At 43.6% G+C, this 23,861-nt stretch carries 20 protein-coding genes and 1 pseudogene; 16 read left to right on the forward strand and 5 right to left on the reverse strand.

Annotation, left to right across the window (positions count from 1 at the left end; all coding sequences use genetic code 11):
- Nucleotides 1-8: 8 nt before the first annotated feature.
- From ACFOEK_RS18785 to ACFOEK_RS18795, 3 genes are read left to right on the forward strand one after another with little or no spacing between them, the layout of a single operon-like run.
- Nucleotides 9-818, forward strand: a complete 810-nt coding sequence (locus ACFOEK_RS18785) for a glycosyltransferase family 25 protein (protein ID WP_386723012.1) — start codon at nt 9-11, stop codon at nt 816-818.
- A gap of 5 nt (nt 819-823) precedes the next feature.
- On the forward strand, nt 824-1,435 hold the full coding sequence (locus ACFOEK_RS18790; protein ID WP_386723013.1) for a YrbL family protein: 612 nt from the start codon (nt 824-826) through the stop codon (nt 1,433-1,435).
- A gap of 7 nt (nt 1,436-1,442) precedes the next feature.
- Entirely contained in the window at nt 1,443-2,489 is a 1,047-nt protein-coding gene (locus ACFOEK_RS18795; protein ID WP_386723014.1) for an ELM1/GtrOC1 family putative glycosyltransferase, read from the forward strand.
- Between the two features lie 40 nt (nt 2,490-2,529).
- On the opposite strand, the gene ACFOEK_RS18800 is transcribed toward ACFOEK_RS18795, so the two are convergent.
- Both ACFOEK_RS18800 and ACFOEK_RS18805 read right to left on the reverse strand, forming a co-directional pair.
- A complete protein-coding gene (locus ACFOEK_RS18800; protein WP_386723015.1) occupies nt 2,530-3,381 on the reverse strand; it encodes a hypothetical protein in 852 nt (283 codons plus the stop codon).
- A complete protein-coding gene (locus tag ACFOEK_RS18805) occupies nt 3,382-4,227 on the reverse strand; it encodes a polysaccharide pyruvyl transferase family protein (protein ID WP_386723016.1) in 846 nt (281 codons plus the stop codon).
- 98 nt (nt 4,228-4,325) lie between these two features.
- Here ACFOEK_RS18805 and ACFOEK_RS18810 point away from each other — a divergent pair, with 98 nt between their 5' ends.
- The gene (locus ACFOEK_RS18810) at nt 4,326-5,651 is read left to right on the forward strand and encodes an O-antigen ligase family protein (protein WP_386723017.1); all 1,326 of its coding nucleotides are present in this window, start codon (nt 4,326-4,328) and stop codon (nt 5,649-5,651) included.
- 31 nt (nt 5,652-5,682) lie between these two features.
- Here the strand turns inward: ACFOEK_RS18810 and ACFOEK_RS18815 are convergent, their stop codons facing one another.
- Complete coding sequence (locus ACFOEK_RS18815; protein ID WP_386723018.1) at nt 5,683-6,849, reverse strand: nucleotide sugar dehydrogenase; 1,167 nt, start codon at nt 6,847-6,849, stop codon at nt 5,683-5,685.
- A 56-nt stretch (nt 6,850-6,905) separates the two neighbouring features.
- Complete coding sequence (gene galU, locus ACFOEK_RS18820) at nt 6,906-7,781, reverse strand: UTP--glucose-1-phosphate uridylyltransferase GalU (RefSeq protein WP_386723019.1); 876 nt, start codon at nt 7,779-7,781, stop codon at nt 6,906-6,908.
- Between the two features lie 170 nt (nt 7,782-7,951).
- On the opposite strand from galU, the gene waaA reads away from it, so the two are divergent.
- Complete coding sequence (gene waaA / locus ACFOEK_RS18825) at nt 7,952-9,238, forward strand: lipid IV(A) 3-deoxy-D-manno-octulosonic acid transferase (protein ID WP_386723020.1); 1,287 nt, start codon at nt 7,952-7,954, stop codon at nt 9,236-9,238.
- Between the two features lie 94 nt (nt 9,239-9,332).
- On the opposite strand, the gene ACFOEK_RS18830 is transcribed toward waaA, so the two are convergent.
- The gene (locus tag ACFOEK_RS18830) at nt 9,333-10,682 is read right to left on the reverse strand and encodes a TolC family outer membrane protein (protein WP_386723021.1); all 1,350 of its coding nucleotides are present in this window, start codon (nt 10,680-10,682) and stop codon (nt 9,333-9,335) included.
- Nucleotides 10,683-11,088: 406 nt separating this feature from the next.
- Here ACFOEK_RS18830 and thiC point away from each other — a divergent pair, with 406 nt between their 5' ends.
- The 11 genes and pseudogenes from thiC (at nt 11,089) to ACFOEK_RS18885 (ending at nt 23,807) form a co-directional block, all read left to right on the forward strand.
- Nucleotides 11,089-12,972, forward strand: coding sequence for a phosphomethylpyrimidine synthase ThiC (gene thiC / locus ACFOEK_RS18835; RefSeq protein WP_386723022.1), 1,884 nt, complete (start codon nt 11,089-11,091; stop codon nt 12,970-12,972).
- Between the two features lie 119 nt (nt 12,973-13,091).
- The gene (locus ACFOEK_RS18840) at nt 13,092-13,700 is read left to right on the forward strand and encodes an NUDIX domain-containing protein (protein ID WP_386723023.1); all 609 of its coding nucleotides are present in this window, start codon (nt 13,092-13,094) and stop codon (nt 13,698-13,700) included.
- 114 nt (nt 13,701-13,814) lie between these two features.
- Nucleotides 13,815-14,273 carry a DUF1249 domain-containing protein gene (locus tag ACFOEK_RS18845; protein ID WP_386723024.1) on the forward strand — a complete coding sequence of 153 codons (459 nt, stop codon included), beginning with the start codon at nt 13,815-13,817 and terminating at the stop codon, nt 14,271-14,273.
- A gap of 234 nt (nt 14,274-14,507) precedes the next feature.
- Nucleotides 14,508-15,299: a 3',5'-cyclic-AMP phosphodiesterase gene (gene cpdA, locus ACFOEK_RS18850; protein WP_386723025.1), complete on the forward strand. Its 792-nt coding sequence runs from the start codon at nt 14,508-14,510 to the stop codon at nt 15,297-15,299.
- Between the two features lie 41 nt (nt 15,300-15,340).
- Nucleotides 15,341-15,943, forward strand: coding sequence for a YqiA/YcfP family alpha/beta fold hydrolase (locus tag ACFOEK_RS18855; protein ID WP_386723026.1), 603 nt, complete (start codon nt 15,341-15,343; stop codon nt 15,941-15,943).
- A 15-nt stretch (nt 15,944-15,958) separates the two neighbouring features.
- A complete protein-coding gene (locus ACFOEK_RS18860) occupies nt 15,959-17,731 on the forward strand; it encodes a response regulator (protein ID WP_386723027.1) in 1,773 nt (590 codons plus the stop codon).
- A gap of 230 nt (nt 17,732-17,961) precedes the next feature.
- On the forward strand, nt 17,962-19,851 hold the full coding sequence (parE, locus tag ACFOEK_RS18865; RefSeq protein WP_386723028.1) for a DNA topoisomerase IV subunit B: 1,890 nt from the start codon (nt 17,962-17,964) through the stop codon (nt 19,849-19,851).
- 142 nt (nt 19,852-19,993) lie between these two features.
- Nucleotides 19,994-20,410 (forward strand): hypothetical protein, encoded by a 417-nt coding sequence (locus ACFOEK_RS18870; RefSeq protein WP_386723029.1) that lies wholly within the window; start codon nt 19,994-19,996, stop codon nt 20,408-20,410.
- Between the two features lie 38 nt (nt 20,411-20,448).
- Nucleotides 20,449-20,676 (forward strand): annotated as a pseudogene (locus ACFOEK_RS18875) (DUF2959 family protein); the annotation flags it as partial.
- Nucleotides 20,677-20,805: 129 nt separating this feature from the next.
- On the forward strand, nt 20,806-21,720 hold the full coding sequence (locus tag ACFOEK_RS18880; RefSeq protein ID WP_386723030.1) for a LysR family transcriptional regulator: 915 nt from the start codon (nt 20,806-20,808) through the stop codon (nt 21,718-21,720).
- Between the two features lie 149 nt (nt 21,721-21,869).
- Nucleotides 21,870-23,807 carry an extracellular solute-binding protein gene (locus tag ACFOEK_RS18885; RefSeq protein ID WP_386723031.1) on the forward strand — a complete coding sequence of 646 codons (1,938 nt, stop codon included), beginning with the start codon at nt 21,870-21,872 and terminating at the stop codon, nt 23,805-23,807.
- Nucleotides 23,808-23,861 lie beyond the last annotated feature (54 nt).

A 23,861-nucleotide genomic window follows, 5' to 3' on the forward strand; every position in this document is an offset into this window, starting at 1 on the left:
GTACAGATATGAAGTTTGGGTGTTGGGTTATTTCGTTAAATGAGCAAGATCCGCAAGCGCAGGAACTGTTTTCATCTTTGAAAACTCAAGGCATAGATGCTCAGCTTTTCCCTGCCGTGGATGGTCGAAAAACTGTACCAGGCTTGCTGGGCGATGAGTTTCTTGATGAAAGAGAAGCAAAGATTCGTCATAAACGTTCGCTTACCTCATCGGAAGTGGGATGTTACTTATCTCATTATCGATCCATTAAGCAGGCTTATGATGAAGGATATGACCGAGCGTGCATCCTAGAAGATGACGTGCTCTTGGAACCTGACTTTGGTGAGTGTTTAAAGAAACTGCTCGAATTGTCTGATGAATATGAAATGATTCGTCTGATGGCATTGAAAATTCGTAAACGTAAAGTTGTGGCTCCATTGTTTGAAGACAGCGAAAGTGCTCATGAAATTGTTCGTCCAGAACGTGGTTGGTGCGGTGCTCAAGGCTACGTTCTTTCTCGTTCCGGTATGAAGAAAATTCTGGACTTTGCTTCTAATATCTATGAACCCATTGATAAGTTATACGATCATTTCTTTGAATTTGATTTACGACTCTTTGGTGTAGAGCCGCATCTGATCTATGAGCGTGTGTGTGAATCGACCGTTTCAAAAAAGCCAAAAACCTTGCCGAAAATAGGGTTGTACGACAAGTTGGTCTTCCATGTTTATAAAGGTTATCGAAGTTACATCAGGCATTCGTATCTGAAGAGATATCAAGCGGAATTCTACCCAACAACCTTGCCAGTGACACGCACTGGTAATACAAAACGTATGAAGTAAGACGAATGGAATTGAAATTAGAAGGTTTATCCCCAGTTGCTAAAGGTGGAGAGAGGGATGTTTTTGTTCATCCTGAAAATAAAGCTTGGTTAGTTAAGGTATATCATCAACGCTTTTACGATGTGCATCAGAAGAAATACCCAATCATAATGCGCTTTCGTCGCTTAAAACGCTATTGGTCTTTAGTGAATGAGTTGATTGAATTTATTGGTATACGAGAAAAATCATCCGTTGAAACTAAGTACTTACAAACCATTGTTGGTATGGTTGATACTGACCTTGGAATAGGCATGATTGTAAGTGCTGTCTTATCTGAAGAGGGTGATTTAGCGCCTACACTTAAGGATTTGGTAAAAAATAAGCAGTATCAGCCTATGCATGCCGAAGCGCTAGAAGCGTTATTCCAATGGATGATTGATACGCATATCATTATTCGAGACTTTTCACTAAATAACTTGGTTTGGAGCTACCAAGATCAGTGCTTTGTAATTATTGATGGTATTGGTAGTAAAGCGACTTTATCTCTTAGAAGCTTTTCAAAATCATATAATCAAAAAGCGAATAAGAAACGAGTAGAGAAGTTCCGATCTCGTTTAGCTAAGGTTTTGGGGTCATAGATAAGTTATGACCAAAAAAACTGAGCCCAGGGTTGTTGTTTTATTATCTAAGTATCATGGCAGTAACCAACAACTATTGGCCATAGCTAAACATCTGAATCATGGTAAGGTTGTTCCTATCTACTGTGAATTAAGGTCACGTAGTAAGGTGTTTTACTTATTATATCGTTTCATTTTATGGATTCGAGAAGTCTCTGGATTGAGTCCTAAGTTATCAAATTTGTTGATACGCTTAGTTCTTAGAAATTCAATCCAGTGTCATCAGAGCGATATTGTGCTAGCTAAAACGCCACCTTTTGAGTTCCCTTTGCATTTACTTGCTTCAGGCTCAGGAGCCAAAGCTTACTTTGTGGGTAACCCTAAAAGAATTACCAGGGATAAATATGATTGTTTAATTTCAACGCCTTCAACTCAAATTTCTGATGCTGAAATTCAACTAGATATGATGCCTACGTCTTTCACTTATGAGGAGTTTATAAATACTCGAAATTCCTTAGCGGTTGACTCCAACTGTTGGTGTTTATTAATTGGAGGAAATGCAAGAGGTTTTTCTTATAGTGATGTGCACTGGAAAGAGCTGGTGGATTATGTCATTGATAGCTGTGTTTCTGAAAATATCCGCTGGGTAATCTCTACATCGCCTAGAACCGGCTTGGAGGCAGAGGATTACCTTAAACGTAGATTAACTGAAAACTCGGGTTTTAGTGGTGATTTACACTTGTGGAGTGAAGGTGTATCAGAGAATCGAGTATCAGTGATTTCTTTATTGGCCCAGGCGCACCGAGTTTATGTGACCGAGGATAGTGCTTCTATGCTTTCAGAGGCTGTAAATACGAGAATGCCAGTTATTAGCTTAAGACCTAAGAAATCTGAGTTTAATTCATTAACAACACCACTTGTTGAGTATCATGCTTCTAAAAATCGCTCCTATAGAGTAGAGATTGAGGATCTTAAAACACAAGCTACGTCTATTGAGAGTTGGGAAATAACCGCGTTTTCACCTATAGAGAGTTGTTGGTCCAAGAAGTTATTTAGAGAAGATCAGGTGAGTTAATAAAGGCCCTATAAAAAGTTAGCTTATAGGGCTTTTCGATCTATGAGAATATTTTTCCTTCATTTGCGTATTTGTAGTGTAAAAAAGCTAAATTAAGACCTTTTGGTGTAAGAATATCTCTTGCATATGGGACAATAGATAAGTCTCTGCCATCCATCTCTTTAATCTCTTTCTTGCTAAGAGGCTTATATGAAATGTGGCCTCTTTTTACAAATGGATAAGGAAATTTGTTTTTCTTTTTTCCTTTTCTGTAAATCACCGGATAGGGAAGATGCATAAATATAGGAGTAAATGGGAAAATTCTTTTTAATCCTATATTGTGGGCTTTAACTTTATTCTTTCTTTCTGATGCCTCAAACTTCCAGTTCAGGTTATTGAGTTTTTTAATATCAAGAATTCCAACGTCAGCATAAGAACCTCTATCGTCGTCGTCTTCAAAGCTATAGGCGTGTAATTCATTATTTATCTTGATCGAGCCGAGTCTACGTAAAAATCGGGGATCCACCTGAATAATCTTCTCATCGGCATCAAAATACGTTGAATATTCATTTAAGATGGATCTATCAAGTGGGCGGACGAATTGCATATCATCTTGGACTAGAAATAGGTATTGATAGCCCTTTTCAAGGGCATATTCATATGCGCTTTGGATGTTTTGATGAAGTCGGCCTCTGGATGAAGTCTTTTTCTCTTTTGGGAGTAAAAATTGCTCTTTAAAAAGCTCAGAGCTATTTTTGAGAATACTAATAGTATTGGAGTTAGTGCTTCCATCATCGTACACGATACAATCATAACCAGAAGCGAACTCTTTCATTGAGGAAAGGAGCATACTTAGTTCTTTATCCTGATTATAAGAAAAAATGCAGATAAGAAGGTTGTCTTTGGTAATCATTTATTTCGCCAATGCCTTAGCAAGTTCTGCTACTTTGTTGAAGTTCTTCTCAATTTGTATTTTTGCGTTATCCGTAAACTCTTTAATTTTAGGATCAAACGTTAGGGGAGTATTTTTAACTGCTAATTCTCTTGACTTAAAATGGTGCTCTGGAATCCCCATATCTTTTAACATAGCCTCTGTTTTCCAGGTATTGCTGTCCCATGTTGCGAATGGGATTTCTAGCAATGCAGAAATTACCGCAGCATGAAAGCGTCCTGCACAAATTCTATTGTATTGTGTTAATTGATATATGTATTCTGCAGGTGAGTGGCCATGAGCAGAAAAGTCACCTTTGACTTTTTTCTTGAAAGGGCCATATTTGTAATGATATTCCTTTCTGACATTATCTGTGATACCTAGGTCTTTAGTGGAGTTAGGTTTAGGGAAAGAGCGAACAAAGCTTGATGCAAAAATAACGTCTGGGACAACACTGCATTTGATATTTTTCTGTTGTATTTCTAGAGCACTATAACTTTCTCTTGCAGATATGTGGAGAAATTCTTTTAATGCGTCATTCCTAGGATTTTCTTGATATACACAATTTAGAAGAACTGAGGGATATTTTTTCGATACTTCTAATAAGTGAGGATTTCTTCCGTGATGGATAGATCCTTCACCATTGACTACTACCAAATCAACCTCGTCTAGTTTTGATTTATAGTCCTCTATATTAAATATTTTAGGCAGACTGATCGTAAGATCTAAGCCTGTACGCTTGAACTGTTCTCTGTAGACTTGACCTACTAGTTGACAACCGAAATGATTGCTGAAAAGACTGGTATCGTTGATAAGTGCAACTTTCATTGAAGCGTCCGTATTGATTGAATAGTTTGTTTTGCTTTTCAGCGAGCTTAGAATGCTTCTTATTTTATACATTCATTGCATCATAGAATAGGTTTCAAGTGATACTTTTAGATAGAGCAGAAAAAATAAAATGTTATGGGCTGAAATGTACTTATTTCTTAGGTTTTTTTGCTCTTATGCTAATGAGTTTTTTTAGCATGATCACCGATAAGTTTGGCTCTAGAGCCGGAAAAGTGGTCATGGTGCTTGGTGTGCTCTTACTTTTAAGGCAGTGGAGGTACTTCCTTAAATCCCCTATTTTCTACTTTATTTTAGCGGTTATTGGTATTCAGCTCCTTTCATGGGGGCTTAGTCATCTCGATCATCCCCAATGGGCGGAAGACTCGCCAAAAGTAGGAAGAATGCTTGCCTGGTTTATGTTTGTGCCTGTTGCTTTCTTCTTGCAGGGTGATACGAAAAAAATTCTCTTCATTGGGATATTGGCAATGGCCTCTGTTTTTATTTCTCCATGGGTGACAGGTGACGGCATGCAGGAAATAATGCGTGGAATAAATGGTCGAAGAGTGGATTTTGGTGTTCATAACGCGCAACACATTGCAATGTTGTTTGGTGTGAGTCTAATTTTAGGTTTCTACTGTTTATTTATCGGACACCAAAGAAAAAATCATAAGTTAATATGGTTTGTGCTGGGGACTTTGGTTGTGGTTATAAGTGCGCTTGGCGTTGTGGTGACTCAGACTAGAGCGGTGTGGTTGGGGCTGGTAGCTGTATTGCTCTCCATTACTTTGGGCTATCTTATTGTCTCACTGAGGAGTCGAAAGCTTAATCGTGCTGGGTTGGTCGGGTTGTTGGCAATTTTTACTATTTTGATTGGATTATTCAGTTCAAACTTTGGTGATACCCTATCAAATCGTGTTAAATCAGAATTCTCTAATGTTAAAACCGTGCTCTCAGGTTCTTCAGATTATAAGGCCAATTCGAGTACCGGAATTCGATTGACCACCTGGACAGAGTCTCTTGAGTGGATAGCAGAAAGGCCATTTGCAGGCTGGGGGGGCAATGGCAGAGAGCTGGTTGTAAAGCACAGTGATCGATTGACTGAAAGAAATAAAGAAAGATTCCGACATCTCCATAACTCATATTTAGATACCTTAGTGAACTATGGCGTACTTGGTTTGATGTGTTTGTTTGGGCTGTTTGTTTATTGGGGGTATTTAGTAAAACGTACATACACCCGTCAGGCGCTATCAGCGCCGACATTAGTGATGTTGTCTATGTTGTTAATATTCTGGCTGGTGATTAATTGCTTTGAATCTTATATGTATTACTCAAGCGGCAGCTATATTCTCGCTCTTATTGGCGGAACAATCTTATCCGTTTACTGGAAGACTACAGGGTTCTTTGAGGAAACGGATAGAGTTTGATATCAGTATCAGTGGTTATGAAAAGGGCTGATTAGTCAGCCCCAAACAGATCTCTGGTGTAGACTTTACTCTCTACATCGCTGAGTTCATCCGCCATGCGGTTGGTGATGATCACATCAGAAATGGATTTAAATTCTTCAATGTCTTTGATCACTCGAGAGTGGAAAAATTCATCTTCTTCAAGGACTGGCTCATAGACTACAACTTCAATGCCTTTGCCTTTAATTCGTTTCATCACACCTTGCATTGCGGATGCTCGAAAGTTGTCTGAACCGGATTTCATAATAAGGCGATAGATACCGACAACACTTGGATTTCGTTTGATAATTGAATCGGCAATGAAATCTTTACGAGTACGATTAGCTTCTACAATCGCACCAATGATTTCATTTGGCACATCTTCGTAGTTGGCTCTTAGCTGCTTCGTATCTTTTGGTAGGCAGTAACCGCCATAGCCAAATGATGGGTTGTTGTAATGGTTGCCAATACGCGGATCCAACCCAACCCCTTCAATGATTTGTTTGGTGTTTAGGCCATGTGTTTCTGCATAAGTGTCCAGTTCATTAAAGTAGGCGACACGAAGCGCTAGGTAGGTATTTGAAAAGAGCTTAACAGCTTCTGCCTCTGTGCTGTCAGTGAACAGTACAGGAATATCTTTTTTAATGGCGCCTTGCTGAAGTAGGCTTGCAAATGCTCTTGCCCGCTCACTTTGCTCGCCGACAATAATTCGGGATGGATAAAGGTTATCGTAAAGCGCCTTCCCTTCTCGTAAAAATTCAGGAGAGAAAATTAGGTTGTCTAGATTCAAACGGTCTTTTAGGGACTGTGTATAACCCACCGGAATAGTGGATTTAATGATCATTACTGCGTCTGGGTTGATGTCTGTAATATCGTTAATGACGGCTTCAACGGACTTGGTATTGAAGTAATTAGTGTCTGGATCATAGTCAGTAGGCGTGGCAATAATTACGAAGTCGGCATTGCTGTAGGCGGTTTGCTTATCTGTGGTTGCAGTGAGATCAAGTGTCTTATTGGTTAGATAATCAGAAATCTCAGCATCTACAATCGGGGATATTTTGCGATTAAGTTGATCTACTTTCTCTGGCACCAGATCTAATGCAACGACTTCGTTGTGTTGAGCTAATAACACCGCGTTGGATAGACCTACATAACCAATTCCGGCAACGGCAATTTTCATGTGTTTGATACTCTAAAGGTGTGTGAGGGTAGTATAGGTAAATTCAGAAAGAGCCGTTACAGGCTCTTCAAATAATCCGCGAATTCGCCATTCAGTTCCGGGTGACGTAATGCATACTCTACATTGGCTTTCATGTAACCCAGTTTACTACCACAGTCGTGACTCTTGCCTAAAATACGGTAGGCTTCAACCGTTTCAATGTCCATTAGCATAGCAATGGCATCAGTGAGTTGAATTTCATCCCCTGCACCTAAGGGTGTTTTGCGCAGTAGTGGCCATATGAATTTTGATAACACATAGCGGCCAACTACTGCTTGATTGGATGGTGCGTCTTCTTGTTTTGGCTTTTCTACGATGCTGGTCATCGGCTTGCTTTCACCTGGCTGAACAGGCGCGCCTCCGAGATCTACGACTCCGTACTTGTGAACCAATTCTTCCGGGACTTCTTCCACCATAATTTGACTGGAACGGCTTTCTTTAAAGCGTCGTATCATGGCTGCCAAATTATCTTGTTTAGGATCGGCTAGAGAGTCATCAATTAACACATCAGGCAGTAGTACCACGACATCATCGTCGCCTACTACAGGTTGAGCGCACATAATGGCGTGACCCAGGCCTTTGGCTTCGTTCTGTCTTACTGAAATGATAGTGACATGTTCAGGGCAAATAGCTCTAACTTCTTCAAGCAACTGGCGTTTTACGCGACGTTCCAGCTGAGTCTCCAGTTCGAAACTCGTATCGAAATGGTTTTCGATGGAGTTTTTACTGGAATGGGTGACTAACACAATCTCTGTGATCCCGGCAGCAATGGCTTCATTTACCACATATTGGATCAGAGGTTTATCAACCACGGGAAGCATTTCTTTTGGAATGGCTTTGGTGGCAGGCAACATGCGTGTACCTAAGCCAGCTACAGGAATCACGGCTTTCATTATCTACTCATCTTTAAACTTCAAAATTGCTCAGAATGCTACCAAATTCACGGCTAGGCGGCCAGTGAAAAGCTATGAAATAAAATGAGTGAAATTCACAAACCTGGAATCACATATTCTTGTATAATTGCCTCCTTCAGTTTATTTATTTCAGCGAGTTTGAGGTTAGGGTGTCTCTTCAGGCAAAAGTTATTTGGTTTATATACAGTGTTTTGTGGTGCTTGCTACTGCCTCTGGTGATGTTGAGGTTGGTCTATCGAGCATGGAAGGCACCAGAGTACGCAAAACGGGTTTGTGAACGTTTTGGGATATTTGACTACTCATCGCCCAAGGAGTCGATTTGGGTGCATGCAGTATCTGTAGGCGAGACGTTAGCGGCGGCACCTATAATTAAAGCATTAGTGAAGAAATACCCTGATTGCGAAGTGGTGGTAACTACTATGACTCCAACAGGCTCTGAACGAGTTCGAGCCTTGTTTGGTGATACTGTTTTTCATGTCTATGCGCCTTATGATTTTCCTTTAGCCGTAAAGCGCTTTTTAACTAAGGTTCGTCCTAAAGCTGCCATCATTATGGAAACAGAGTTGTGGCCTAACACCTTGAAGATACTTCGAGATCAGGATGTTCCGATTGTGTTAGCAAATGCGCGCTTGTCAGAACGCTCGGCCAATGGTTATCGTAAAGTGGGCTTTATCTCAGAAGAAATGATGAAGTGTTTAACCATAGTTGCGGCTCAGAATCAGCTTGATGCGGATCGCTTTAAATCTCTGGGGGTTGGTGAACAACAAATTTATGTGACGGGCAGCATTAAATTTGATGTTCAGCTTCCCGATGATTTATCCGAGCACGCGTTTCAATTACGTAAACAGTTGGGAAATGACAGAGATGTTTTAATCGCGGCAAGTACCCATGAAGGCGAAGAGAGTCAGCTGTTGGATCTGTATCAGCAGCTTAAGCGTCGTTTGCCTGAATTGTTGTTGGTGATAGTGCCGCGCCATCCTGAACGCTTCCGTACTGTAGAACAGCTTGTGGTGCGTCGAGGTATGACGCTAGCCCGGCGCAGTAAAGGTGAATCTTGTTCTGAGCAAACGGATGTCTATTTGGGCGATACCATGGGGGAGATGATGCTGATGTACCAAGCGTCAGATCTGGTGTTTATGGGCGGAAGTTTAGTTGAGCATGGTGGTCATAATCCGATGGAGCCAGCTGCTCTTGGCAAGCCGGTTTTAACGGGAGTTCATACCTTTAATTTTGAAGAAATTATGAACAAGATGATTGATGCGCAATCGGTGAAACGGATTCAGAACAGTATTGAATTAATGGGGGCTGTAGAGCAGCTTTTTACCGATGGAGATTTATATCAACGGATGTCCAAAGCGAGTATTGACGTTGTGAAGAAGAACCAAGGGGCGCTTAACTATTTGCTTGAACTGATTGATAACGAGTTAAAGAATTAGTTATTGATAGTTTGATTCTTGTATCTTAAAAATGTATATACAAAAAGGGGCGCTTCTCGAAGCGCCCTTTTTTGTTGGAATTGACTGCTTGGGGTTATAGATTTTTGGTAACTTCCACCGTTGTTACCTTGCCACCAGTTAGCCAATTGTTGAGCTCTTCAATATCGACCTGAGCTAATTCACCAGAGACTTGCTTCAACTGGAAGTAGGCGACGATGTAGTCGTAGCGAGCGTCCGCAAGATTTCGTTGTGCTTCGTACAGATTTCGCTGAGCGATCAGCACATCAACAATGTTACGCGTTCCCACTTCGTAGCCTAGTTCTGTTGCTTCTAGTGCACTCTGGCTGGAAACAACTGACTGTTTACGCGCATCGATTCTTAACACACTGGAAGTAACTTGCGAATACAAGGTACGGGTTTGTTGTGTGATGTTTCGGTTTGCGAAGGTTAGGTTATGACGAGCTTCTTCAAGGTCTGAAGTGGCTTTTCTCACAGAAGAGCTGACACCACCGCCCGCATAAAGCGGAAGGTTAAAGTTCAATGCAACGACGGTATTTTCTGGATCTGAATCAGCAAGTTGATTGTCGCCGTCGATGGTCTGTTGACCATAGCTGGCAGTTACATCAATGGTTGGGTAGTGACCAGCTTGAGACGCATCAACATTTTCTTGTGCTGCCGTTACAGCATATTGAGCTGCCGCCAATGATGGGTTCTTTTCGAGAGCCTTGGTTACCCAGTCTTGTGCTGCCGCAGGAACGGGGTTGGCAATAGGGTATTCCTGAGATAATGCATCTAGGTCGGGATACATTTCACCGGTTAACTTAGTCAGATCTTCAAATGCGATATTGAGATCGTTTTGAGCAACAATACGATTAACCCGAGCACCGTCGAATGATGCTTGTGCTTCATGCACATCCGTAATCGGAATCAAGCCCACTTCAAAATGCTGTTTGGTTTGCTCTAATTGACGGCCTACCGCTTTTTCTTCCGCAATGCGAAGGGTTAAGTTCTCGTGCGCTCTCAGTACACCAATATAAGCAACGGCAGTACGAAGAGTCAGACTTTGTTGATCTGCTAGATAGGTATATTGTGCGGCTTGAGTCGAATTCTGAGCAGCTTTCCACGTGTTCCATACTGAACCATCGAACAATACCTGACGACCCTGGATATTCCACTCTGTGGTTTCACTGTCTGAATCATTAAACGGCGACGAATTTTTGGTGTCTGTATTGGAATAGCTTGCACCGAGACCGACTTGTGGGAGTAAGCTTGAAAATGCCTGTTCTTCCACTTCTTTGTTGCTGTCGAAACGTGCTTTCGAGGCAGCGATTTCTGCATCCTTAACAATAGCGTCTTGATAGATATCCACTAAGTTTGCAGACCAGGCAGGTGCGATGCCCAAAGAAAGCAATAAAGCAGAATATTTTAAATGTCCTTTCAACATGTGATAGCGACCTTCGTTTTATGTTTGAAGTCTTGGTTAAAAATCGATCCCCGGCACAGTATATACGACTAATTGGAGTAGGCGCACTATTAACACTAAACAAATTCAAGGCATTGAATAAACAGAGGGACGACAGGGTATGGATGTTTTAGAGTCATCAAGTGAAGATGAGTTCATTTGACGGCGAAAAATTTTGTTACAGATTTTGTGGTTGTTTGCATCGCCCAGCTGTAACAAAATAGCGCCTTTATTGGCGCAAAATTATTAGTACAAAGAAAAGAGCACAAAAAACTCTGTATAGACTACATTGGCTAAGGGGCTAATGCCGTTCATGTTTGTTTAAATAGATTTTGTTTTTGATGAGATATTTGTTTAGCGTTATCGCGATAGTTAGGAGAAGGACAGTATGAGTGCAATTCCAGAAGAGTTTCTTAGTAAGACCGCCAAGGTAGACGAGGCGTCTATCCAGCCTTTTCCTAATTCTCGGAAGATTTATGTCGAAGGTTCACGTGCAGATATTCAGGTGCCAATGCGCGAAATTTCTTTGGCTGATACACCAACCGATTTCGGTGGTGAGAAAAATGATCCTGTTGTTGTTTACGATACATCTGGTCCTTACACCGATCCGAAAGTAACGATTGATGTTCAGAAAGGATTGCCTGAAGTTCGTACCGCATGGGTTGAAGAGCGTAACGATACTGAGCTTCTAGAAAACTTTAGCTCAGAATATTGTCGAGAACGCATGTCAGATGAGTCTTTGGATTCATTACGTTTCGACCTAAAGCGTCAGCCACGTAAAGCAAGACCAGGCAAGAACGTGACGCAATTGCACTATGCCCGTCAAGGGATTGTAACCCCTGAAATGGAATACATTGCGATTCGCGAGAACAGTAAACTGCAAGCATTAAAAGCGTCTGATTTACTTAAACAGCAGCATCCAGGCCAATCGTTTGGAGCGAATATCCCCGAAGAAATTACTCCTGAGTTTGTGCGTGATGAAGTGGCACGCGGTCGTGCCATTATTCCTGCAAACATTAACCACCCTGAAGTTGAACCTATGATTATCGGTCGTAACTTCTTGGTGAAGATCAATGGCAACATTGGTAACTCGGCACTGGGTTCTTCGATTGATGAAGAAGTAGAAAAGCTAACCTGGGGTACTCGCTGGGGTGCCGACACGGTAATGGACTTATCCACAGGTAAGAACATTCATGAAACGCGTGAGTGGATTATCCGTAATTCACATGTGCCAATTGGTACCGTACCGATTTATCAAGCGTTGGAAAAAGTAAATGGGGTTGCCGAAGACCTGACTTGGGAAGTATTCCGAGATACTCTGATTGAGCAGGCAGAACAAGGTGTTGATTACTTCACTATTCACGCTGGTGTATTGCTGCGTTATGTACCTATGACGGCGAAGCGCGTTACCGGTATCGTATCCCGTGGTGGTTCGATCATGGCGAAATGGTGCTTGGCGCATCACAAAGAAAACTTCCTTTATACTCACTTCGAAGAAATCTGCGAGATCTGTAAAGCGTACGATGTTTCATTCTCACTGGGTGACGGTTTGCGTCCGGGTTCTGTTGCCGATGCAAACGACGAAGCGCAATTTGGTGAGTTAGAAACGTTGGGTGAATTAACCAAGATTGCTTGGAAACACGATGTTCAGGTGATGATCGAAGGCCCTGGTCACGTGCCTATGCACCTAATCAAAGAGAACATGGATAAGCAACTTCGCGAGTGTGACGAAGCGCCGTTCTATACCTTAGGGCCTTTGACTACCGATATTGCCCCTGGTTATGACCACATTACCTCTGGTATTGGTGCGGCCATGATCGGTTGGTATGGCTGTGCCATGTTGTGCTACGTCACGCCGAAAGAACATTTGGGTCTTCCAGATAAAGACGATGTGAAGACTGGGATTATTACCTACAAGCTTGCTGCACATGCGGCTGACTTGGCTAAGGGGCATCCTGGCGCTCAGATTCGTGATAATGCTCTGTCCAAGGCTCGTTTCGAATTCCGTTGGGAAGATCAGTTCAACCTAGCGTTGGACCCGGATACAGCACGCTCTTACCACGATGAAACGCTTCCTAAAGAGTCGGCCAAAGTTGCGCACTTCTGTTCAATGTGCGGACCTAAGTTCTGTTCGATGAAGATTTCCCAGGAAGTTCGTGATTACGCAGCAGAAAACCGCATTGATACCGTCGATGTTGCTTTGGAACAAGGCATGGAAGAAAAAGCCAGTGAGTTTAAGGAACAGGGCAGCCAGCTTTACCATAAGGTATAATTAGAGCTAGATGCGTAAAGGTAGGGCCAGCGAATGCTGGCCTTATTTGTTTATCAAGTATTTATATTTTGCAGATCGCTATTGTGATAATGAACGGTGTGCACAGGAGAACAAAGGAAATGTCTCAATTTTCAACCATGACCAGCGATGATGTGGAAATTCTGGAGAAAACACCAGGGTATCAGGGCTTTTTCAATTTAAACGTCTATCGTTTACGCCATAGGTTGTTTGAAGGTGGATGGAGTGAGGTCATCACCAGAGAGCTGTTCGAACGCGGTCATGCAGTGGGCGTGTTATTACATGATCCGAAACAAGATTGTATTTTGATGGTTGAACAGTTCCGCCTCGGCGTTGCGGTTGCGGACAAGGGCGATACTCCTTGGGCTTTGGAAATTGTTGCAGGCATGTTAGATAAGAACAAACCTGCGGAAGAGGTCGCACGAATAGAAGCCATGGAAGAGGCGCATTGTGAGGTAGATGAGTTAGAGCATATCCACGATTATTACTCTTCTACTGGTGGTACCTCTGAACATATCCAGATTTTCTATGGCACCATTGATTCCTCTGGTTTGCATGGCCGAATTGCTGGTCTCGATGAAGAATCGGAAGACATTAAAGTCCACCTGATTCCAACGAGTGAGGTTGCCCCCTTATTGAAGTCAGGACGAGTGAATAACGCCATGGCGTTGATTGCATTGCAGTGGTTTTTACTGAATAAGTACAATTAACCGTAGAGCTGAGGTTGCATGTTTAATGTGTCTCTGGTTCTGCTGCAATGTTAAATACAGGTTAGACTTAGGGGAGTGAGGCTGGTTTTAAGGCCTTGTTAAGAAGAGGTGAGAATGAATAGATCGAAACGTTATATTCCTGATTTGGTAGAGCAATCTTCTCAGTGCGAGCGTAATTATTTAAAGCTGATGAAATTGATGCCCTCTTTTGATGAGCAGGACGTTTATCGCTATGAACTTCATTCGGAACAAGGCGAGTTAGGCGGCCTTCAAATCAAAGTGGCGGAACGTTTCAAATACACCGCAACGGTGGAAGTGACTCAGTTGGTGGATTTAGGCGAATGGTTACCAGCGCCCACTATGTTGGTGCGTATTTATCATGATGCGCGTATGGCCGAAGTCATTGCCTATCAGAATAAACGTCGCTTTAAGGGAACCTATGAATACCCTAACGATGATATGCACCACAAAGATGAGAAGTGTCAGCTTAACCGTTTTTTAGGTCAATGGTTGAACTATTGTATGGATCATGGCTGCCATCTTGATTCTTTCTCTAACTTTTTATCCGCTTAAGCCCCGTCTTTTACGACAAATAACCTTCTCTAAAGTGTTACGCACTGTTATTTTGTGAGTTATCTATCATTTATTAGTGTTTAACAAACGTTATAGTTAGACTGTCTATAATTAAAATAAATTACATTTGTAACTGTTTGTCGTTAATGACTGCTATACATAATATTTTGATCGAATGCTTTTTGAGCAAGCAAATAGTGAACAAACAGTCTGTTGGCCAAGGAGAGAAGGTTAGTGGTAGCTGATCGCGTCCGAATCGTGCAAATTACGGACTCGCATTTATTCAAAAGCACAGATGGCGATTTGCTGGGTATGAAAACCGAGCATAGTCTTGACTGTGTTGTGTCCTTGGTTCGTCAAAAAACTACAGAGTTTGATGTGGTACTTGCTACTGGGGATATTTCCCAGGACGGCTCCATCGAAAGCTACCAGAGAATGCGTAATAAGCTTGAAAGCTTTGGTGTGCCATTTTACTGGCTGTCTGGTAATCACGATCAGAACGACGTTATCTCTCAGGCCAGTGCTGGTACTAATGCCCTTCAGAAGGTAATTGATTATGAGCATTGGCGAATTGTCATGCTCGATTCCTCTGTTACAGAACAAGTGCACGGCTATCTCCAACAGAAAGAATTGGATACTCTCAAAGATGCGTTGGAAACTACCGATAAGCATGTATTGGTATGCTTCCACCACCACCCGATTAATGTAGGCGCGCGCTGGATCGACAACATCGGTGTGAAGAACGCATCGGACTTTATGGAAACCATTAAAGGTTACGATCAGGTAAAAGGCGTCTTGTGGGGGCATGTGCATCAGGAAGTTGATGAACATCAGGATGGTCGACGATTGCTGGCTTCTCCCTCAACCTGCATTCAATTTACTAAACATTCAGATGAATTTTCCGTAGACACCTTATCACCGGGCTATCGATATTTAGAACTGCTGGCTGATGGCTCTATTGAAACGCAGGTTCATCGTGTCACTGGTGTTGAGTTCACTATCGACTATTCTATTAAAGGGTACTAGTAAGTCTTCTTGATGTGATAAGAGGTAGGAGGAAGCCCTGAATGTCGTCATTGATTTATATCCACGGCTTTAACAGTTCGCCGGAATCCACAAAGGCCAAGATTATTGGTAACTCCTTGAGTGTATTGGGGTTTGATTCTGACAGTTACATTGTTCCTAATTTGGCGTATGAGCCTGATCAGGCCATAGCGTCCTTAGTTGATTGCATTGAAACCCTGAAAGCCCGTGGCGAAGAAATCTATCTTATCGGTAGTTCCTTGGGGGGATATTACGCCACCTACCTGGCTGCCAAATATCAGCTAAAAACTGTGCTGATTAACCCTGCGGTTAAACCTTATGAGTTGTTAGTGGATTATCTGGGGTCGAATAAAAATATCTACACCGGCGATGAGTATGAAATTACTCAAGATCACATGGCGCAGTTAAAAGCGCTCGATATTGATGAATTAGCTTCGCCTGAGGATGTTCTGTTATTGGTTCAAACTGACGATGAAACCCTTGATTACCACCAGGCTACGGATAAGTTTTGGCAATCGCCTTCCGTTATTGAATATGGCGGAAATCACAGCTTTGATGATTTTCCGACTAAACTGCTATTAATAAAACAGTTTTTTCAGGCATCACCCCGCGAAGCGTTATCTTAAGGAAGAGTTACCACAGTGATAAGCCAACATTCATTGCCGAATTTTCCGCTTGAGATACAAGGCAATTGCCTTGCTGGTTCTACATTGTTCTCTTCTAATGCAGACGATCAATTAGTATTTGCTGATCATCTTGAAACGACGGAAGACGATGGTGAATTAGTCATCAAAGAACCATGGCAGGTATTGATTGTGGATGATGATAGCGATGTTCATCAGATCACTCGTCTTGCGCTGCGTTCGTTCAGTTTTGAAGGACGCTCACTGGTTCTTGACAGTGTGTACAGTGCGGAAGAAGCGCGCCAAGTCTTATCTAAGCCAAACAAGTACGCGGCTATTTTGCTGGACGTGGTGATGGAAAGTGATGACGCTGGCTTACAGTTGGTGAACTTCATTCGCAACGAGCTTCAGGATCATAATGTCCGGATCATTATTCGTACCGGCCAACCTGGATTGGCGCCGGCGGATCGGGTCTACATCGAATACGACATTAATGATTATGTCGCCAAAACCGAATTAACCGCCAACAAACTGTCCTTAGTGGTGTTGGGCGCGTTACGTTCATTTCGGGATATTAAAGCGGCTCAAGAACTGCAGTCTCAGCTTCATCAAATGGAGCAGGAATCTGAAGCTGCGAAAGCCGCATCCCAGGCAAAATCCCAGTTTCTTGCGCATATGAGTCATGAAATCCGCACGCCGCTCAATGGTGTGATTGGTATGTTGGATTTGTTGAGGCAGACTCAGCTGACCGAAGAGCAGGATTACTTCGCTCGAATCATTGATAAATCCGCTCATTCACTGCTGAGTGTGGTGAATGACATTCTGGATTTCAAAAAGATTGAAGCCGGTAAATTGGAATTGGATGAAGTCACGTTTTCATTGCAAGATATGCTTGATGACGTACAGGCGACCTTTTATGCGCCCTTGCATCATAATAAGCTGTCTCTGACCGTCCGTATCGCCGACAACGTCCCGCCGAAACTGGTCGGCGATGAGATTCGCATCAAACAGATTCTGATTAACCTCATTGGTAATGCTATTAAATTCACGCCTGAACAGGGGCATATTTCTTTGGCGTTGTCAGGTGTGGCGGATTTGGCTGCTAAACGTTTCCAACTGGAAATCTCTGTGGCGGATACCGGGATTGGCATGACGGAAGAGCAGCAGAAAAACTTGTTCAGCCCGTTCTCGCAAGCTGATACTTCCACCACTAGAGAGTTTGGTGGTACGGGTCTTGGTCTCGACATTTCCCGTCAACTGGCTGAAATGATGAAAGGTGGCATCAACCTTGAGAGTACCAAAGATAAGGGCTCGACCTTTATTGTGTCATTGAGTCTCGGTTGTTTGGACTTTGAAATGAGAGAAGTCACAGAGTTATCCTCAGTGGAAGACGGTGTGCAAGAAGGGCCGCTACAGATCTTGGTTGCTGAAGATGACCTGACTAACCAGAAAGTGATTCGGGCAATGTTGGCCAAGTTAGGCCATGACGTCACTATCGTCGAGAACGGTACGGAAGTGGAGCCTGCACTCAAGCAAACCGATTTTGATGTTATTATGATGGATTACCACATGCCTGAAATGGATGGCATTACTGCGACTAAACTGTTGAGAGCGAAACCTGAATTTCTTGATCTTCCTATTGTGGCCTTAACTGCCGCCACTTCCACAGAAGAGCGCGATCGTTGTCTTAAAGCAGGGATGAATGATTTCCTGACCAAACCTTATACCTTGGATGGTCTATCGAAAGTGCTTGGTAAGATCAACCGTGGGAAGCGGATCAGTACACATTGAACCGGATGTTGAGCGCACCAAATACTGATCCGGTCATTGAGGTGTTTCACTGATATACCTCTATTTCTTTTTAAAGCAAGAAATTGCTAGTATCTCCTTTGGAAATTATCTAAGGTAAAGCGCACTTTATCTCTCGGACAGTCGATGACGACTGATCTGCTGATTGTCGACTTGTTCAGCTTTTAAGCGTGCCTTAGAAGATAAATAGAATAGCTAAGCAAAGAGTTCTTATGACCAGTTCCAATTACAACGCCGAATCCATTGAAGTTCTAAGTGGTTTAGATCCCGTTAAAAAACGTCCTGGGATGTACACCGAAACCACCCGGCCCAACCACTTAGCTCAAGAAGTCATCGATAACTCGGTGGATGAGGCATTGGCAGGACACGCCAAAACGGTCAAAGTCACTCTGCATGAAGACAATTCACTGGAAATCGAAGACGATGGTCGCGGTATGCCGGTGGATATTCACCCGGAAGAAGGCGTTTCCGGGGTGGAGCTGATCCTTACCCGTCTTCACGCTGGGGGTAAATTCTCCAATAAAAACTACCAGTTCTCAGGTGGTTTGCATGGGGTGGGGATCTCAGTAGTAAACGCACTATCACAGCGCGTCGATATCAACATTAAGCGCGATGGTCAGCAGTACCACATCGCCTTTGCTGACGGTGACAAAGTTGAAGAGCTGGAAGTCACTGGTACGGTCGGTAAGAAAAATACCGGTACGATTGTTCGCTTCCATCCTGACCCGCAATACTTCGACAGCCCTAAGTTCTCTGTAGCGCGTCTGCGTCATGTGCTTCGCGCCAAAGCAGTTCTGTGTCCTGGTTTGAAAGTTGTTTTTGTTCAAAAAGCGCTGAACGAAAGCGAAGAATGGTTCTATCAAGATGGCCTAAAAGATTATCTGGCGGGTCATACTCAAGTGTATGAAGTGCTACCACAAGAACCTTTTGTCGGTTCATTGGCCGGTGAGCACGAAGCCGTTGATTGGGCGGTGCAATGGCTGCCAGAAGGCGGTGAGCTGATTCAGGAAAGCTACGTTAACTTGATTCCAACGGCTCAAGGCGGTACCCACGTTAATGGTTTGCGTACAGGCTTGTTGGAAGCGATGCGTGAGTTCTGTGAATTCCGAAACTTACTACCAAGAGGTATAAAGTTAACACCTGACGATGTGTGGGAGCGTTGCTGTTATGTGCTGTCTGCAAAGCTCGAAGATCCACAATTCTCAGGTCAGACCAAAGAGCGGTTATCCTCTCGTAACTGTGCCGCCTTTATCTCGGGCGTAGTAAAAGATGCCTTCAGCCTGTGGTTGAACCAACACACCGAAGTGGCCGAACAACTGGCCGAGCTTTGTATTAGCAATGCTCAACGCCGTATGAAAGCCAGTAAGAAGGTTGCGCGTAAGAAGATCACGCAGGGGCCTGCCTTGCCAGGTAAATTAGCCGACTGTTCCGGTCAGGATTCCATGCGCAGTGAATTATTCTTGGTGGAAGGGGATTCTGCGGGTGGTTCTGCCAAGCAAGCGCGTAATCGTGAAAATCAGGCGATCATGCCGCTACGAGGTAAGATTCTGAACACGTGGGAAGTGGATTCGTCTGAAATCCTGGCTTCACAAGAAGTGCATGACATCGCTGTCGCAATCGGTGTTGACCCGGGTGCAGAAAATCTCGAAGCCCTTCGCTACGGTAAAATCTGTATTCTCGCTGATGCCGACTCGGATGGTCTTCACATTGCAACGCTACTCTGCGCGTTGTTTGTTAAGCACTTCCGTCCGTTGGTGGCTAAAGGCCATATTTATGTCGCCATGCCGCCGCTGTACCGTATCGACATTGGTAAAGACGTCTATTACGCCTTGGATGACGATGAAAAAGAAGGCGTGTTAGATCGCATTAAGGCCGAAAAGAAACGTGGTACCGTCAATGTTCAGCGTTTCAAAGGTCTGGGTGAAATGAACCCTCTACAACTGCGCGAAACCACCATGGACCCTGATACCCGCCGTTTGGTTCAGTTGACCTTAGATGAAGAAGACAAAGCAGATCAGCTTTTGGACATGATGCTCGCCAAGAAGCGTTCTGGCGATCGTAAAGATTGGCTACAGAGCAAAGGCAATCTGGCGACGGTTTAATTGTTTGTTGTTCCTCCGCCTGAGTTCTTCAGGCGGAATGTTTCCACCTATCATGCCCCTAATGTAGATTAAGTAATTGTTCTTCAAGTTCTTCTTGATTTAAATAAATCACGTATCGATATTTTTTGTATGGAGAATGAGGATGTTTGGTTTTTCCATATTAATGATCTTCTTGATAACCTCTTTATTTGTATATGGAAAGCTTGGGGCTTGGGGAGACGCATCGAGAATATATGGCAAAAATTATTGGTTTCAGCTACCTACAGGGTGTGTCCATGAAATTCCAATATATAGCTTTAACATGGTTTTGATTGAAGAAGGTGCTGGAGTTTCTAAAACTGGTGTTGTTAAGGTGATTGATGGTAAAGATCATCTTTATCTTCTTGAATATACTTTGGTTCAACCCCTCTTTTCTTCTCTATGTATACCTAAATCAGAAATTAAAGTACGAAGCCATGAACGATGGGATGGGAAATATTGGGCACTGTCAATGGTTGATGTGCCTGAGATATATATTCCTCAGAAGTGGATTAGGGCTATAAAAGGACTTACGGATTAACACATAAGGTTTATTGGCTTTGTACTGCGGATAAACTAGCTAAGACTAAGCGTAAGTACAAGTTGTTGATTAAAGCTATGCGTCGTTCAGAAAAGAAAATGCAGCCGGTGTTGGCCGCATTTCAGGACCAGGTGCTGTTCCAAGCTATTAATTTCTTGAAAGGCGAATTAAAAACGATTCAAAAGGATGTAGCCCGTTTGGTGAAGGAAATGGAGAACTCCATCAAAGAGTCGGAAGCCTTCATTCAATCGCTATCCGAAGGTTAATCACCTTTTCTGATGACGGCTATTTGAAATTGCGATGGTGCTGAATCGGTGTTTCGGCTTCAATAGGTATAGTCATATTTAACGGTTCTTTCATAAGGCACTTCTAATTTGAACAGCGAGGTATAACGGATGGAGTTCAGTCAATTAAAGGCGTTTGTTACTGTGGCTGAAGAAGGCCATTTAACCCGAGCGGCAGATCGTCTGTACACCAGTCAACCAGCCATCAGTGCCAAGCTTAAAGCGCTTGAGGAATCCTTGGGTGTGAACCTGTTCAATCGAACTGCGAAGGGTATGATTCTGACGGCCGCGGGTGAGAAGCTGTTGGTTCAGGCACAGGCAATTCTGGACGTGTCTCAACAGATGGCGGTGCAGGCGAAAGAGATTCAAGGTGCCGTGGGTGGCATGCTCTCCATTGGCTTGAACTCGGATCTGCCGTTTTTACGTTTGCCGGAATTGCTGGCGGATGCGGCCGAACATTACCCGGATCTAAAGCTGTCGCTGATCAATGGCATGTCTTATGAAAATCAGGTTGATGTCCGTAAGGGCATTTTGGATACAGGATTCTTCTTTGGCCCTTGTACGTCACTAGATATTCACACGGTGCATTTGGATGACATAGAAACGGCCATTGTGGCTCCGGCTGTGTGTGCGGAGAAAATGGCCTATGCATCCGTTGAAGAGTTAGCTCAGATGTCCTGGGTGTATACCACCGAACGCTGCCCGTTTTATCGGTTAAAGGAATCGCTGTTTGAGCATTCTAAGCAGAAGCCTACAAAGGCTGTGTTTGTGGATGGCGAAGATGCCATTCGAGACTTGGTCAAGGCGGGCTCAGGTATCGCCATGTTAAGACTCGATGATGCAGAAAAGGCCGAAGCCGAAGGCTGGGGCATTCGTTGGAAAGGTCGAACACCGAAGATAGCTTTGAGTGTCGCGGTGTCGCCACAGCGTCTTCATGAACCTGTGATTCAGGCGTGGTTGAAAGAATTATCCAAGTTTTGGCCGATGACGGAATACCTTGAGCAATCTATTAATTCCGCACAGTAGTTGCTTTGTGCCTTCCTGATTTTTCGAGTATTTAACATAGTAATTGAGCCTCAGAAGGTGTCTTCTGGGGCTCTTTTTTTGATGCCGAGAGTATAAGCGAGAAACACCTACTACACTGAAAATAACCAATCAGTTGAGAGCTAACCTCTATGAAATTGCTCGGCATGCTTATGATGTGTTTCTGTGTCATTGTGTATGCTGAGCCTTGTCAGAAAGTCGTTTATTCCGGTCACTCCAATTACCCACCATTTCAATGGCAACAAGATGGAAAGATTGTTGGTGCGGCAGCGGATGTCACCGAGTTAATCCTAAACGAATTAAAGATCCTGTTTGAGTCTCGGGCGGTTGGCCCGTGGAATCGAGTCTTGATGAGCGCTAAGCAAGGCAGCATTGATCTGGTGTTGGGGCTCAAACAGGTACCTGAACGCAAAACCTACCTTAGTTTCATTGAGGCGCCTTTTTATCAAAACCCCGTCTCTGTCTTTGTGGTGAAAGATCGCGCTTTTACCTTTGAAAGTTGGGAGGATTTAATCGGGCGAAAAGGCACGTTAAATCTTGGGGATCGGCATGGTGCCGCGTTTGATGCCTTTGTGAACGCCAAACTGGATACCGAACGCGTTAATGGCCTCCGGGCCAATTTTAATTTATTGGTGAGTGGTCGCACCGACTATTTTATTACCGGGCTCTACACCGGTCGTTCGTTTCTGGAGAAGTTTCCTGACAGCGATAAGGTCACCTTCTTGCCTCAGCCGGTACTGCACGGAGTCATTCATCATGGCTTTTCTAAAGCCTCGGATTGTCTGGAGTTGCAGGCGTATTTCAATCAACGTTTGCAAGAGCTAAACGACCAAGGGGTGATCAGTGCGCTGGTGGAAGACAACCTGAAAAAGTGGCATGCCTATACACCAACGGAATATCAAAATACTCGTTTGAAAGTGGGCTTGTTGTTAGCCAACTTTACCCAGGGGAAAAGCTATCGAGCTTTGTTCGATCAGTTTGAAGAAACCTATCCGAATATCCAAATTGAGCTGCAAGCCTATGAAGATGAGGAATATAAGAAAAGGCTTCAACAGTGGGTCAGAGAGAAACAAGGGCCGGATGTATTTTACTGGCAAGGCGGCGAACGTTTATTTGAGTTGGTGCGTCAGGGTGTGATTCGCGATGTGGATACCCTATGGAATTCGTTGGAATGGAATCGTAAGTTCTCGCCCCGAATCAAGAAATTGCTCAGCTATCAGCAGCGGGCTTATGCCTTGCCGTTTGCCTATTATCAGTGGGGCTTCTATTACAAAAAGTCGTTATTTAAACGCTTGAATCTACAGCCACCGAGGAGTTGGGCTGAGTTTTTGAGCGTAGCTGAGGCGTTAGCTTCTCAGGAGCTGGATGTTTTTGCCATCGGCACCAAACATCAGTGGCCTGCGGCGGGTTGGTTTGATTTCTTTAACTTACGCTTGAACGGATTACGCTTTTATCAGTCACTGTTGGCAGGGAAAACCAGCTACTACCACCCCAAGGTTCGGCAGGTATTTGAGCATTGGAAACGTTTGATTGATCTTGGTTATTTTAATGCAGATCACGACGAGTTAACGTGGTCGCAGGCGATGGCATTACTGTATCGGGAGCAAGCGGGGTTGACCTTGATTGGTAACTTCGCGGAGCGAAAGTTTCCGGCTAAGTTGGAAGGGGATATAGGGTTCTTTCCTTTTCCGATGATTGACCCGCAGATGAATCGTTTTGAGTTGATGCCGGTAGAAGTGTTTGTACTTTCCAGTTGGAGTAAAAAGCCTTCGGAAACCCGTGCCTTGTTGAAATTTTTGTCGGAACCTTTATCGCAGTTATCGTTATCCGATGATCTGGGCTATATCCCCGCAACCAACGAAGCGCGAGATCATGTAACGGCGCTTTCTTTAGAAGGCGCGAAGTTACTCGATGACTCCAGGGGCATAATGCAGTATTTTGATCGAGATACCGATCAGGCGTTTGCTACGGCAGCGGTGGCAGTGTTGGCCGACTTTCTTAATAAGCCCGATATTGAAGCAACCACTCAGTCGTTAGAAGCTCTAAGGCTTGCGCTGAAGAATGATTGATAGTGTAAGGTAACAGCGTAGGATCGTATCTGATCTGCCAATTGAAATTGATTT

It is taken from the genome of Litoribrevibacter euphylliae (assembly GCF_042646085.1).
In the GTDB taxonomy this organism is placed as follows: domain Bacteria; phylum Pseudomonadota; class Gammaproteobacteria; order Pseudomonadales; family Litoribrevibacteraceae; genus Litoribrevibacter; species Litoribrevibacter euphylliae.

What these genes read in the sequence shown, in the direction of transcription:
- ACFOEK_RS18805 (WP_386723016.1), bottom strand. Translation starts at nt 4,227, where the DNA reads ATGAAAGTTGCACTTATCAACGATACCAGTCTTTTCAGCAATCATTTC.
- thiC (WP_386723022.1), top strand. Translation starts at nt 11,089, where the DNA reads ATGAGTGCAATTCCAGAAGAGTTTCTTAGTAAGACCGCCAAGGTAGAC.
- ACFOEK_RS18785 (WP_386723012.1), top strand. Translation starts at nt 9, where the DNA reads ATGAAGTTTGGGTGTTGGGTTATTTCGTTAAATGAGCAAGATCCGCAA.
- ACFOEK_RS18795 (WP_386723014.1), top strand. Translation starts at nt 1,443, where the DNA reads ATGACCAAAAAAACTGAGCCCAGGGTTGTTGTTTTATTATCTAAGTAT.
- ACFOEK_RS18885 (WP_386723031.1), top strand. Translation starts at nt 21,870, where the DNA reads ATGAAATTGCTCGGCATGCTTATGATGTGTTTCTGTGTCATTGTGTAT.
- ACFOEK_RS18800 (WP_386723015.1), bottom strand. Translation starts at nt 3,381, where the DNA reads ATGATTACCAAAGACAACCTTCTTATCTGCATTTTTTCTTATAATCAG.
- ACFOEK_RS18830 (WP_386723021.1), bottom strand. Translation starts at nt 10,682, where the DNA reads ATGTTGAAAGGACATTTAAAATATTCTGCTTTATTGCTTTCTTTGGGC.
- ACFOEK_RS18845 (WP_386723024.1), top strand. Translation starts at nt 13,815, where the DNA reads ATGAATAGATCGAAACGTTATATTCCTGATTTGGTAGAGCAATCTTCT.
- ACFOEK_RS18880 (WP_386723030.1), top strand. Translation starts at nt 20,806, where the DNA reads ATGGAGTTCAGTCAATTAAAGGCGTTTGTTACTGTGGCTGAAGAAGGC.
- ACFOEK_RS18855 (WP_386723026.1), top strand. Translation starts at nt 15,341, where the DNA reads ATGTCGTCATTGATTTATATCCACGGCTTTAACAGTTCGCCGGAATCC.
- ACFOEK_RS18790 (WP_386723013.1), top strand. Translation starts at nt 824, where the DNA reads ATGGAATTGAAATTAGAAGGTTTATCCCCAGTTGCTAAAGGTGGAGAG.
- ACFOEK_RS18870 (WP_386723029.1), top strand. Translation starts at nt 19,994, where the DNA reads ATGTTTGGTTTTTCCATATTAATGATCTTCTTGATAACCTCTTTATTT.
- galU (WP_386723019.1), bottom strand. Translation starts at nt 7,781, where the DNA reads ATGAAAGCCGTGATTCCTGTAGCTGGCTTAGGTACACGCATGTTGCCT.
- ACFOEK_RS18815 (WP_386723018.1), bottom strand. Translation starts at nt 6,849, where the DNA reads ATGAAAATTGCCGTTGCCGGAATTGGTTATGTAGGTCTATCCAACGCG.
- ACFOEK_RS18840 (WP_386723023.1), top strand. Translation starts at nt 13,092, where the DNA reads ATGTCTCAATTTTCAACCATGACCAGCGATGATGTGGAAATTCTGGAG.
- parE (WP_386723028.1), top strand. Translation starts at nt 17,962, where the DNA reads ATGACCAGTTCCAATTACAACGCCGAATCCATTGAAGTTCTAAGTGGT.